Origin of the sequence: Streptomyces sp. NPDC059718 (assembly GCF_042733315.1) — a bacterium.
Taxonomy (GTDB): Bacteria; Actinomycetota; Actinomycetes; order Streptomycetales; family Streptomycetaceae; genus Actinacidiphila.
Window position 1 is genome coordinate 55,112 of record NZ_JBHWGA010000040.1, and the last position, 11,923, is coordinate 67,034.

General features: G+C 68.9%; 9 protein-coding genes. 4 read left to right on the top strand and 5 right to left on the bottom strand.

The features are described 5' to 3' along the window. Positions 1-377 precede the first annotated feature (377 nt). Positions 378-2,261 carry a DNA/RNA helicase domain-containing protein gene (locus tag ACFV3E_RS34265; protein ID WP_500538462.1) on the top strand — a complete coding sequence of 628 codons (1,884 nt, stop codon included), beginning with the start codon at positions 378-380 and terminating at the stop codon, positions 2,259-2,261. 992 nt (positions 2,262-3,253) lie between these two features. Here the strand turns inward: ACFV3E_RS34265 and ACFV3E_RS34270 are convergent. Then, positions 3,254-3,559: a hypothetical protein gene (locus ACFV3E_RS34270; RefSeq protein WP_500538464.1), complete on the bottom strand. Its 306-nt coding sequence runs from the start codon at positions 3,557-3,559 to the stop codon at positions 3,254-3,256. Between the two features lie 418 nt (positions 3,560-3,977). On the opposite strand from ACFV3E_RS34270, the gene ACFV3E_RS34275 reads away from it, so the two are divergent. From ACFV3E_RS34275 to ACFV3E_RS34285, 3 genes are all read left to right on the top strand, one after another. Further along, complete coding sequence (locus tag ACFV3E_RS34275; protein ID WP_500538466.1) at positions 3,978-4,220, top strand: winged helix-turn-helix domain-containing protein; 243 nt, start codon at positions 3,978-3,980, stop codon at positions 4,218-4,220. 798 nt (positions 4,221-5,018) lie between these two features. After that, positions 5,019-6,368, top strand: a complete 1,350-nt coding sequence (locus tag ACFV3E_RS34280; RefSeq protein WP_500538468.1) for a replication-relaxation family protein — start codon at positions 5,019-5,021, stop codon at positions 6,366-6,368. A gap of 38 nt (positions 6,369-6,406) precedes the next feature. Further along, positions 6,407-7,579 carry a hypothetical protein gene (locus ACFV3E_RS34285; protein ID WP_500538470.1) on the top strand — a complete coding sequence of 391 codons (1,173 nt, stop codon included), beginning with the start codon at positions 6,407-6,409 and terminating at the stop codon, positions 7,577-7,579. A gap of 447 nt (positions 7,580-8,026) precedes the next feature. Here the strand turns inward: ACFV3E_RS34285 and ACFV3E_RS34290 are convergent, their stop codons facing one another. The 4 genes from ACFV3E_RS34290 to ACFV3E_RS34305 form a co-directional block, all read right to left on the bottom strand. Then, entirely contained in the window at positions 8,027-8,530 is a 504-nt protein-coding gene (locus tag ACFV3E_RS34290) for a hypothetical protein (protein ID WP_500538472.1), read from the bottom strand. Next, positions 8,527-10,347 carry a sialidase family protein gene (locus ACFV3E_RS34295; RefSeq protein ID WP_500538474.1) on the bottom strand — a complete coding sequence of 607 codons (1,821 nt, stop codon included), beginning with the start codon at positions 10,345-10,347 and terminating at the stop codon, positions 8,527-8,529. Before ACFV3E_RS34295 ends, ACFV3E_RS34290 begins: the two co-directional genes overlap by 4 nt. A gap of 299 nt (positions 10,348-10,646) precedes the next feature. Continuing rightward, positions 10,647-11,408 (bottom strand): Rv1363c family protein, encoded by a 762-nt coding sequence (locus tag ACFV3E_RS34300; protein ID WP_500538475.1) that lies wholly within the window; start codon positions 11,406-11,408, stop codon positions 10,647-10,649. A 34-nt stretch (positions 11,409-11,442) separates the two neighbouring features. Further along, entirely contained in the window at positions 11,443-11,916 is a 474-nt protein-coding gene (locus tag ACFV3E_RS34305; RefSeq protein WP_500538477.1) for an Rv1363c family protein, read from the bottom strand. Positions 11,917-11,923: the final 7 nt, after the last annotated feature.

Here is an 11,923-nt window from a genome sequence, read left to right on the forward strand (position 1 = left end):
AGGGCGTAACTGTGTTGCCGCCGCTCGGTGGGTGCTCGCCTCGCGTGACGGCGAAGGAGCGGGGCTGACCGGGGCAGGCCGACGTAGGAGGACACGTGGGCTGCGGTGAGGAGGGCGATGCCGTCGCCAACGACTCTCAGGGTGCGGGCTCCACTATCTCCGAGAACGTCGCCCCGGCTCCGTGCAGGTCACTCGGGCCGCTGGGCGGTGAGCCTCGCACCCGCCTTGCGTGAAGAATCTTCACTGTCATCTGCCGCAATGGGTACCCTTGATCACATCGTCATTGCGGCCCGACGGGCTTCCGCTCCACCCCGGTGGACTCTCAAAGGACATGCCCCCACCCGCACGAGTCACTTCGTGCTGCCTGGGGGAATTCCTTGCTGCTCCGCGCGTCAGCCAGGACGGTCGCCGTCATGGCCCATGACGGTTCGCTCTTCCATCACCTCACCGAGCAGTTCGTCCATATGCATGGCTACCGCCCCGGGCCTTCCGAGGCCCGCTCCTGGGAGCGCAGCATTCCGGTTCTCGCCGCGGCGCTCAGTGACGCAGGCCTCGGTGACGTGGAGATCATGCTTGAGTACGCGCTGCCTCTGAACAGCAAGCGCGCCGATGCTGTGCTTGCCGGGCTGCACCCGGTCAGTGGGGAACCGTCCTACGTCGTGGTCGAGCTGAAGCAGTGGAGCCAGGCCACGCCGCACGATGACGACCCGGAACTCTGCCACGTCGACGCCTACGCCCGTCCCGTTCTCAACCCCATCGAGCAGGTACGCCGCTATTGCGAGTACCTGGTCAACTTCAACGGCGCGGTCGCCGAGCACCCGGAGCGCGTCAGCGGAGTCGCGTACCTGCACAACGCGACCGAGTTCGGCGTGAGCGGACTGCGCGAGATCGAACGCGACGACCAAGGGCAGTTGTTCACCGCCGACAATCGAGGAGCGTTCCTCGACTACCTCCGGACCAAGTTGAGCGACAAGCACTCCGGCGCCCGCGCCGCCGACGAGCTCCAGGACGGCAAGACGGTCCCGTCTAAGCAACTGATGGCCGTCGCGGCGCAGGAAGTGCGCGAGCGGGAGCAGTTCGTACTGCTCGACGAACAGCAGGTCGCCTACCGCATGGTGCTCAACGCCGTACGCAAGGCGAAGCACTCCGACCACAAGGAGGTCGTGGTCGTCACCGGCGGACCCGGAACCGGCAAGAGCGTCATCGCGCTGTCCCTGCTGGGAGAGCTGTACCGGCAGGGTGCCCCAGCTCTGCACGCGACCGGTTCGCAGTCGTTCACCAAGACGATGCGCAAGGTCGCGGGCGCCCGCAAGCGCGAGGTGCAAGACCTCTTCAAGTACTTCAACAGCTTCATGACGGCAGAGAAGAACACCCTGGATGTGGTGATCTGCGACGAGGCCCACCGTATCCGGGAGACTTCGGCGAATCGCTACACTTCGGCGGCCCACCGCACGGGCAGACCGCAGATCGACGAGCTCATCGATGTCGCACGCGTCCCCGTCTTCCTGCTCGACGAGCACCAGGTGGTACGACCCGGCGAGATGGGCACGGTGGCCGAGATCAAGGCGGCAGCTGCGCGCAAGGGGCTCGAGTGTCACGTCGTCCCGCTGGACAGTCAGTTCCGCTGCGGCGGCAGCGACGCATACCTGAGGTGGGTGGTGCGGCTCCTCGGGCTGGAGTCCGGTGGTTCGGTGACATGGGAGCCCGACGATCGCATGCAACTCCTCGTCGCCGAGAGCCCACAGGAGATGGAGGCGTTCCTCGAAGACCGTCGCGCGCAGGGCTATGGGGCTCGCATGTCCGCCGGCTACTGCTGGCCGTGGTCCCCGGAGCCCAAGCCCGGCGAACCGCTCCCTGCGGACGTCGTCATCGGCGACTGGGCCCGCCCCTGGAACCTGCGAGGGGAACGTGCCATCTCCGGGGCGCCCCCGTCCGCACTCTGGGCGACCGACCCGGCCGGCTTCGGCCAGATCGGCTGCGTCTACACCGCACAAGGCTTCGAGTACGACTGGTCCGGCGTCATCATCGGCCCCGACCTGGTCTGGCGCACGGACCGCTGGGTCACTGACCGTACGAAGTCCAAGGACCCGGTCTTCAAGAAGGCCACGCCCGACGCCGACGTGGACCGCCTGATCCGAAATACATACAAGGTCCTGCTCACGCGCGGCATGGTCGGCACGGTGGTGTACTCGACGGACCCGGAGACGCGGGACAAGCTGCGCGGGCTGGTGGGCCTGGAGCGACAGGTTGCCGCCGTGTGACGAAGTGAGCCTCGTCGGTCGCTGGTTCGGTGGCGGGCCGGACAAGGTGGGGACCGAGGGGCGACTGGCGAGAGGGCCTGCGGCAGGTCGCGTTTGGCCCACACCGTCTTGCCCACGTGGGAGCCTGGTTTGGCGCATTTGGATGCGAGTGCGGCGACCAGCAGGAGGCCGTGGCTAGCGGAGTGGATGGCGACAGTCATCCGACCGTTCCATCCCGGGGGCGTATGTGCCGCTCGATCCGCACGCCGAAGATCTGTCTGTCGATGGGGACGCCATGACGAGGTCAGCTCGCTGAACGCAACCGACTAGCGAAGCACGGTCCCCCCGACGAGCCTGCCCAGGGTCAGAAGCATGATCTCGAGCCCGTCAGGTGTTCGCCACTGCGCACTCTGACGCACGCTGCTTGCGCATCAGGCAAAGCGCCCCGCACCGGGCAGTCGGTGACCGCAGTGTTTCCTGATTGCGCATCGTTCGATTGGTGTTCGAATATCTCATCTGTGCCTGATTGAGGTGCAGCAGTAAGGGGTCGGCTGGAGTGCTCACTCGCCAACTACTGCGAACTTACCGTCCGTGATGGGGAGGAGGGCGGCTGGTGAGTGGCGCGGGACCTATGAAATGAGGGCCCCTTGTTCCCCGTTGGTGGGCGACGAGCAGGCGGGCGCGCTACTTCGCCGACCATCGGTCGGGCATGTCCGGATGCTGGCTAGGGGCCGGAGCGGGCGGCGTATGCAGAATGCGCGGTTTCCGGCGGATGGGCGTCGAGGGCTGCCAAGGCCCGTAGCGACCCAGGCTGTGCAGGCCGCTACGGGTCCTTCGTATGGGTGGATCACTATGTGCGGTGCAGTCTCGGCATGCATCGGCGGCACTCGCACGGTGGCCACACGGAAGTTTGAAGCGGCTTCAGGTTGTCGCTGCTGTGGAAGCGCAGGCGGCGCCCCCACGTCCGCCCGCCGTCACGCGATACGCGCACGGTCATCAGCGGAGCTTCGGGCCTACTCATCGGTGGATCCGGTCGTCAGACGCATGCCGCGCGACTCGGCGACCCGTAGCGTGTTCGACAGCGCATCGCAGAGACGTGCTACGACGAAGCGCGATTGGTCCGAGGTCAGTGGCTCGGTAACGGCGAGCATCTGACGGGCAAGCTCAAGCAGGTCTGATGCTGTGGTGAGTTGTTCGCGTTCCATGCGGTCGGCGAGTCGCGCGATCATGCCATCGGGATTGTCGTCGGGGGTGTATGCGGGCTTCTCGTTGGGACCGTCCCACGGCAGCAGGCGGAGCCCCGCCACAGCGTCAGTCATGCCGTGCGCTCCGGCACGTAGTCCTGTCCCATCGTGGCGAGTGCCAGTGCCCTTCGCCGGTCGCGCTGTCGCCGTGCTTCCTGGGCGCACTCGTGGTCGACGAGGTACCACGGCACGAGTGGAAGGCTGTCAGCCTCGATCCACGCACTCGGATGTAAGGGCCGAGGCGTGGACAGCGGGACGAGATGGACTGCCTGCGCCGGCTCGGCCGCGTGGCGCTTTCCACGAGCGGGTCGGAGCCACGCGGTAAGCGCGGCGATAGGGTTCCGCATAGCCGAAGCTCCATTCTTCGGTCAGCCCCTGAGTGATCCCTAGCCCGGATCTCCCAGGGGCGTTTTCGTTTGAGGGCTCAGTGTACCTCGGTATACCTCAGTGCGCTTCGGATGCTGAGAACACTTCGGAGCGCTTCAGTAGACCCATGATCGATCGCACCCGGGCCATGTGGCCGCAGATCGCTGACGTGATCATTGAGCGGATCGCGGACGGCACCTATCCGCCTGGCAGCAAGGTCCCCAGCGTGGTGCAGATTGCGGCTGAGTTCGGTGTGGTCAACTCGACGGCTCAGCGTGCGATGGAGCGGGTACGTGCTGAGGGGCTGACGCGCTCCGAGAAGGGCATGGGCACGTACGTGCTGAGGCCGGAGGAGCGGGACGGGGCGTAGACGGGAGCTGTCGCCGCGCTGCCCCAGGCCAGATGCCCAGAGGTGATGATCGCCCCCTCTCGGCATGTCCTCCAGACGTTCACACGCCCCGGACCCCGCGAGAACGATGGCGTTCTCAGCGGGCGGCTCCTCAGGTTAGCCGGCCCCCGCGTCCTCGCGATGTCCGTCGGTCGGCTGATGCCAAGTGTGCCCGTCTGCTCGTCGCCGGAGTTCGCGAACCACCGCGAAGCTCAGTGCATGAGATCGACACCACTTACCGACCGCCGCGTCAGCCCTGGTCGGTGAGTGCGGCCGCAGTAGTCGGTGAGTTTCCACTCGGGCTGGCCGCTCTCCGTCGTGCTTCAAGCAGGCCCGATGGCCGGGAGTGCGTTTCGTGGCGCATGGGCTGTCGGGGGAAGTCGGGCGGTGAGTGGTGAGGCGGCTAGGACGCGGTGCACGGCCTGGGGCATATCCGGCTAGTGGCCCGAACTTGCCGTCGGTGCGTACAAACGCCCCAACACCGTTCCCTACACTTCTCCCTACACCGATCCCTACGGTGACCTTCCACCTCGTGTGCAGCGATGCCGCAGGTCAGACCGCGCATTGGCCGATGGTGGACGCGTCGACAACCCCTTTACTCCTGCTGTTCTTTGTTTTGTGTGTCAGTGGGGGGTGGTGGAGTGGTCGTGCAGGGGTCGCGAGGTGGGGCCCCGGGTGCCCGCCCCAGCCCCGGATCACCGGCTGCCGCCGGGGCGGCGCGGACGGTGGGTCCGCGGGTGGGGTGGTGCGGCGCCGGGAGCGGTGGGGAGGGCGAGCGCGATGACGAGTGCGAAGCGATGGCGGTTCGGGTCCACGGCGCGGACGCGGAGTCTGGTCCTGCTGGCGCTCGGCGTTGTGAAGGTCGCTACGGTCGCGCAGCTGCGTCAGCTGGTCCTGCCGGGCACCGCCGACGTACAGACTGTCCGCAACGCGTGCAAGGACCTACGCGACGCCGGGCTGGTGGAATCGGTCGGCAAGGTGACGAGCTGGAACCCGGCAGGGCGACTGGTCAGTGAGCAGTTGTGGAATCTCACCACGGCCGGATTGGCGGTGGCCGCGACCGAGCTGGACCGGTCGCTCGGTGAGATGGGCGGCACCGCGCGGGTGGCGGCCAGGGGCGGCGCGGCGCACGCGGTGAAGGTGACCGACACCATCGACGCGTTCCTGCAGTCACCGCCGGAGCCGACCAAGCCGGTCGTACGCCGTGACACACTGCCCGCTGGCGGGTCGACGATGCCGCTGCCCGTCAGGCCGCCAGGGCTGGGCGTCCTTAACGGCTGGCAGACCGAGGTCGCTCTCCCCGTCACTGGCACGTTCACCGCTCCGGGCAAGGGCAGCTTGCGAGCCGACGCGGTTCTGACCGCGCCGGAGGCTGGGCTGCCGGTGCTGTTCGTGGAGGTGGACAACGGCACCGAACCGCCAGCCAAGGTGGCAGACAAGATTGTTCGCTACCGCCGGTTCTTCCAGCGCACCGTGAAGGACCAGGGTGGGCAGCAAGTCCCACTGTGGTCGACCCTCTGGCAGGCTTCCGGTCGCGACGGTTTCCCACCAGTGGCGTTCGTGTTCACCAAGCAGGTTGGTCTCAAGGCCCTCCAAACACGGATAAATGAGGTCGCGCGCTTATCCGAGGAGCACTGGCAGGGCACGTGGCGTCCTGGTCGCCCGATAGGGAACACCGGAGAGTGGGACGGGTACCGGGACTACGACGGCACGGTGCCCGTCCTGGCCACCGCACTGGACCGGCTGCGGCAGCACGGCCCGTGCGGGGCGATCTGGTGGCGCTTCGGACATGGCTCAGCCCAGACCCTCACCGATGCCCTGCGCAACACCGACGACCTGCATGCCTACGGTCATCGAGAGGAAACACGTCGCGCCGCCCAGCGGGCCGCCGAGGAGGAGGACAGGCGTCGGCGGGAGGACGAGTACCGGCAATGGGAGGCCTCACTATGGCCCTGCCCGACCTGCGGCGGCGAGGTCGACCCCGACGATGCCCCCGGCCTGACCCGCGGCGATGAATGCCCGCACTGTCGCACGCAGCGTGAGCGCGTCGCGGCCGAGCGAGCCGAAGCGGAGGCGGAGTGGGAACGCGAGCGGCGCGGCAATGGGCTGTTCGGATGGCTCCGCGGCTGACCCGAACCTAGGGTGTACGGCCGGTAGGCTGCCAAGTCGTGAGCGAGTACCAGTACTACGAGTTCCTCGCGCTTGACTGCCCGTTGGACGAGGACCAGGTCAGGCAGGTACGCGCGCTGTCCACCCGCGCCGACATCACCCCGACCCGCTTCGTCAACGAGTACCACTGGGGCGACTTCCGCGGCGATACGACGAAGCTGGTCGAGCAGTTCTACGACGCTCATCTGTACTACGCGAACTGGGGCAGCCGTCGCCTCGTCCTACGTCTGCCCGACGGCTCGCTCCCGGCCAAGGAGGCCACCGCGTACGCGATGGAGGATGCGCTCGGCGTCTGGACCCGGTCCGGACACACGCTGCTGGACTTCTCCGTGTCCTCGGAGGACGGCTGCGAGTGGGAATTCGAGACGTCCTACACGCTCTCGGCATTCGTGGGGTTGCGCGCCGAACTCGCGGCGGGAGACCTGCGGCCGCTGTACGTGGCGTGGCTTGCCGGGCTCACCGCCTGGGAGCTTGCGGAGGACGACGAGGAGAACTACGCCCGCGAGGTCGAGCCGCCCGTCCCCGCGGGACTGGCTTCGCTCACCGGCCCACAGCAGGCCCTGGCGGAATTCCTCCGCGTCGACGCGGACCTGCTGGCGGTCGCCGCCGAGGACAGCCGGCCCGCCACCGCGGACGTCCTGGACCGGAAGGCCCTGGCGGCCTTCGTCGCGGGTCTTCCCGCCGCTGACAAGGACGCCCTGCTGGTCGAGGCCGCGCTGACCACCGCGTCCCCAGGGCCCCGACTCCTGGCCCGCTATCGGGCGGCGACCACTATCCCGGGCCCTCGTGACGTAATCGGCCGGCGCACTGCGGCCCAGCTCCTCGACACGGCCTACCGCCGTCGTACCGACCACAGGCAGCGCGAGCGAAACGCGCGGGCCGTGGCCGAGCAGGCCCGCGCACGCGCCGCCGCCGAAGCACAGGAAGCGCGCTTGGCCAAGCTCGCCCAGAGAACCGAACAGGCGTGGCGTGAGGTCGACGACCTGATCGCCCGGAAGAACGCCAGCGCCTACGACGCCGCCGTCGCACTCCTGGCGGACCTGCGCGCCCTGGAGGCCCGCACCGGTGGCACCGCCGACTTCGACCGGCGGGCCGGGGAACTGCGGGCCGCCCACCTGGCCAAGCCCGCCCTCATGCGCCGCTTCGACTCCCTGGACCTCCCCCGGTCCTGATCCGGCTGCCCCCGGGACCCACCGCACCCGCGATCCGTCGCCACCGCTCGGGACCGATGGACGAGGAGAAGTGCCCCCGATCTCCTCGGCTGGGAACGCCCCCGGTCCCAGGACCACGGGGGCGGACGCGCGAGGTGGACACCGGGAGGAACAAGGCAGGGCCGGGTCCCGAGTTCCTGGTCAGGGCTTGCGCTCCCAGCCTGCAGTCGGACACGACGACCTGCGAAGACCCATTCTCCACCGCACCAGCGACAACCCGGCCCCGCATACGGCCCCGGCCGACTGCTGCGTCAGGCTGGCCGATCAGACTCGCGGTGCATGCGTTCACCAGGGGTCTTCCAGTCCGGGAGGCCACCCCTCGGTCAACGGCGCACGTGGTACCGCTCGCCGCGAAAGGTGGCCCCTTGCAGTTTCACCGGTCAGGAGAGGGCTTGGCCGGGGCCGGCTTTAGGAGACAGCAGACGTCAGGTACGTCAGGTACACCCCTCCCTCGCAGTCGGACATCTTCCGCAGCGTCCAGCGTCCCCGGACGCTCGTGGAGGAGAAGTTCGACTCGGCGTCGTCCTCCTCCACTTCGCCCTCCTTGGGGATGTAGCCGGCCTTTGGGAGCCGCTTGTGCAGGAACGCCAGCGTGGTGTCGAAGCCGCCCCGTACGACGGTGGCGACGACGAGCCGGCCGCCGGTGCGGTGAACCACCGAGGTCACGACCGCGCTGTCGGGCACGGGCAGGTTCTCCGGGAAGTCCTTGGGGAGCGGCAGTGACGCGGCAGTGGGACAGCCGCCGGGCGCGACGCCGACCGCATTCCCGGCCGGCGGATCGGTTGCGTGCTTCGCCGCGTACGGTGTCGCCCGCGGTGGCTCGGCGTGCTTGTTCGCCGCCGAGCATCCGGTGACCGCGGCCAGGCTGAGGACGGCTCCTGCCAGTACGGCAGCCGGGGGCGATGGCTTCATCTAGTGGCTTCCTTAGGGCTTCTTGTGCGGCCGAGGATCAAGGCGTCGTACGCGCCGTACAGCGTGTTGCCGGAGGACTGGCGGGCGATGGACGCCAGCGCGTCGTAGTTCTGCGCACCTCCGGTCGCGCAGGTGCCGGTGCAGCCGTCGGCGTAGGCGGCGAGCACGCGACCCCGGGCGTCGGTGGTGACGTCGATGAAGTCCAGGAGATTGCGGTCGTTGCCGCACGTGGTGCCGCCCGTGCAGATCGACCCCTTCTGAACCGGGTCGGTGGGGGTGGCGTCGACGGTCACCCAGGACTGGCCGCCGTCGTAGGTGGTGGCCACGTACAGGTGCCAGACGCCCGTGAAGTTGGCCGCGTCCTGATAGTTGCCGCCGGTGGTGGTGCCCAGGAAGGCGAACGCGGCGCGGTTGTCGTCGCCCGCGGTCACGGCCGGAAAGACGATGTTCTTGATACCAAGGGCCGCGCCGACGTTCTGGTCGTACAGCCACGTCTTGCCCTTGTCGTGGCTGACGGCGATACGCGGCGTGCCGTCGCTGTTCTGGTAGCCCATGTAGACGGTCCCGCCGGCCCCGACTCCCACGCTCGGGTCCGAGTCCCCGGGGGTGCTGGACGGGTTCTTGCGGACGGTCCACGTCAGCCCGTTGTCCTCGGAGACGGCCACGGCCTGATTGCCACCGCAGCCCTTGTTGGGCGCGTACACCGTGCCGTCCGGGGCGACTTTCACATGCCCGTGCAGGCCGCCGCAGTCCAGCAGCGAGTACATCGGAACGGCGGGACCGTAGGTCAGACCGCCGTCCCGGCTGACCGCGCAAGAGGCGTCGGCGATGTCCTGGGAACAGTAGTAGACGGCGTTCGGGTACGACGTGACGGTGCCTGGACCGCCCGTGGCGAAGGGGCCGCCACCGATGGTCTGGTGGTCCACACCGGAGTTGATGCCCGAGCCGCCCGTCGGCGTCCACATGTCACCGTCGTCGTCGGTGTAGCAGGTCAGGGCGGTCTTGCCGGCGAGCTGCGACTCGAAGGTGCGGTGGGTGACCGGGTCGGTGAACAGGATCGGGTCGAGGCTGGTGGTGCTTCCCTGGGGGCAGCCGTTGGCCGCGCTCGCGCTCTTGTCCTGCCATGCGGCGGCACCGGCACCGTCGTAGGTGACCTTGAGTGTCGACGTGTACGCCTGGAACATTGCGGCGCCGCTCGCACGGTCGACGCCGATCGAGGGTTCACCGGCGTTGTGCGCATCCGCGATGCCGTCGGGTGCCCGGGAGTTCGCGTACGTCGGCGGCGTGGCCGTACTCGGCGGCGGATCGGCCGGAGCGGCGATCAGGCTCGCGGTGCCGTTGAAGCTGTCGCCGAGCGGCGCGTACGGCACCACGCGCACGGTGTACGACGCCGACACCGCCGGAAGCAGCACGGTCTCGGGATCGCTGGAAGAAGCCGAGGTGGCCACCTCTCGGCCGTCCGCATCGAGGACGTACAGGTCGAAGTCGGCGGCGGAGCCCGGCCATCTGACGTCGATGCGCAGGCTGTGACCGGCGTCGTAGCCCGCAGGCACCGACACCTTCAGGGCGTAGTCGTCGCAGGGTTGCCCATGCCCGCAGCTCACCGTCCCGGCACTGCCGGAGACATTCGGGACGGCGAAGGGCCCGGCGCTCCACGCGGTCGTGAGCGCGGTGTCGCTGACCGATCCGGAGGACGGGGTCGCGGCGCCGGCCGGCGCACTCCGCAGGGTTCCGGCGACGAGCACCAGCAACCCGACGGCGCGACGCCCCCGCGACCGCAGGTGGTGGTGAGGACGACGTGCGAAGCGGAGAGCCACAGGTACCTCGTGGATTCGCGAGTCGGATGAAGGGTGGCGGTACGGGTGAAGCCTTCATCTGCTCTACGGGGAGGCAGGCGGTGTCCGTCGCGAGAAACCGAACTCTTTTCGAAGCGGGCCGGACGGGTGCTGAGGGGGGTTGGCCCGAGTTGGTGAGGCAGACCGCTCGGGGGCAAGAACGTCGCCCGGCCCACCGCAGCCCGACCGCAGTGAAGCCCGCCAGCCCAAATCCGGCCGCGCCCGTTCCCCGCGAAAAAGTGCCCCCGCGCGACCGCGCGAGGGCACTTACGGAGGCCTGGTCAGAGGGCGTCGACGCCGCTCACCTTCCAGCCGTCGTTGGTGTGGGTGAGCGTCATGCGCACCCTGTTCAGGTCCAGCCGGGGCTGTGGGACCTGAGTGCTCCGGGTGATCTGGTTGACGAAGAGCAGGACGACGGCCCGGTCCCGTGTGGCAGACACGACGGACACCGCCGGGGCGTCACCGTCGGGTGGTGTCGCCACGGTCGCCTTCACCACACCGTGGTACTTCGTCGCGGTCGGCGCGACCACCGTCTTCGTGGTCTTGCCGTACTGGTCGCGGAAGTGCCCGGTCAGCAGGGTGCGGGCACGGGAGAAGTCCGCGTCCAGGTGCCGGTAGTCGTACGACAGCACGACCGGCGCCGCATTCCGCGCGGCCGCGAGGGCCTCGTCGCGGGCCTGCTCCGCCTGCCGCCCCTGCTGGTACTCCCACCCGAGTACGGCGGCCGCGACCAGGGCCGCCACGAGGACGATGCCCAGCACCGCGGTGAGCACGCCCCGCCCGGCGTTGCGCGGGGACGCACCGCCCTCCGTCTTCCCCTCGAACGACTCGGGTGACTCGGGCTCCGGCGGGTCCTCCCAGCCGTTCGGCGGCGGATCGGCGAGCAGGGTGCGCCCGGAGCGGGTCTGATCTTCCTGGTGGTCACCGCACTCGCGAGGCGCAGGCCGCCCGGCGCGCTTGGCCGCCGCGCGGGTGGCCGCGGTCATGGTGCGGCGGGCCGGTGAGCCGGTGCCGCGGGTGCTGCGGAAGGTCCGGTTCGCCACGGTGTCTCTCCTCATTGTTGGTCTCACGGCCGGGTCAGCCCACGAACACGACGTCGGAGGTCAACCAGCGACCTGCTACATACGCGAGGTCGAGCTGGAGCCGGTAGGTGCGCGCCTGGCCCTCGGGCGCGGCGCTGTTGGTCACCTCGCTGTCGGACACGACCAGGACCCGGGCCGAGCGCCCGTCGTACCGCACGATGCCCGCTTCCAGGACCTGTCCGTCGGACACCGACTTGTTCTGTGCGACCAGCCTCGTCAGTTGTTCGGTCTGCGAGGCGAACTCCCTCTTGAACTCGCCGGTGGCGTTCGCCAGCACATTGGCGCTGTCCCGGTCGTAGTGCCGGTAGTCGAGCGAGGTGAAGCTCAGCGCCGACTGGCGGGCCGCAGCCAAGATGTCCTGACGGCGCTGTTCCGCCGCGCGCTGGTCGGACAGCTTCCAGCCCAGCCAGACACACAGCACGGTCGTCAACACGGTCGCAGCGACGAGCCCCGCAGACAGCAGCCTCATGCCGCCT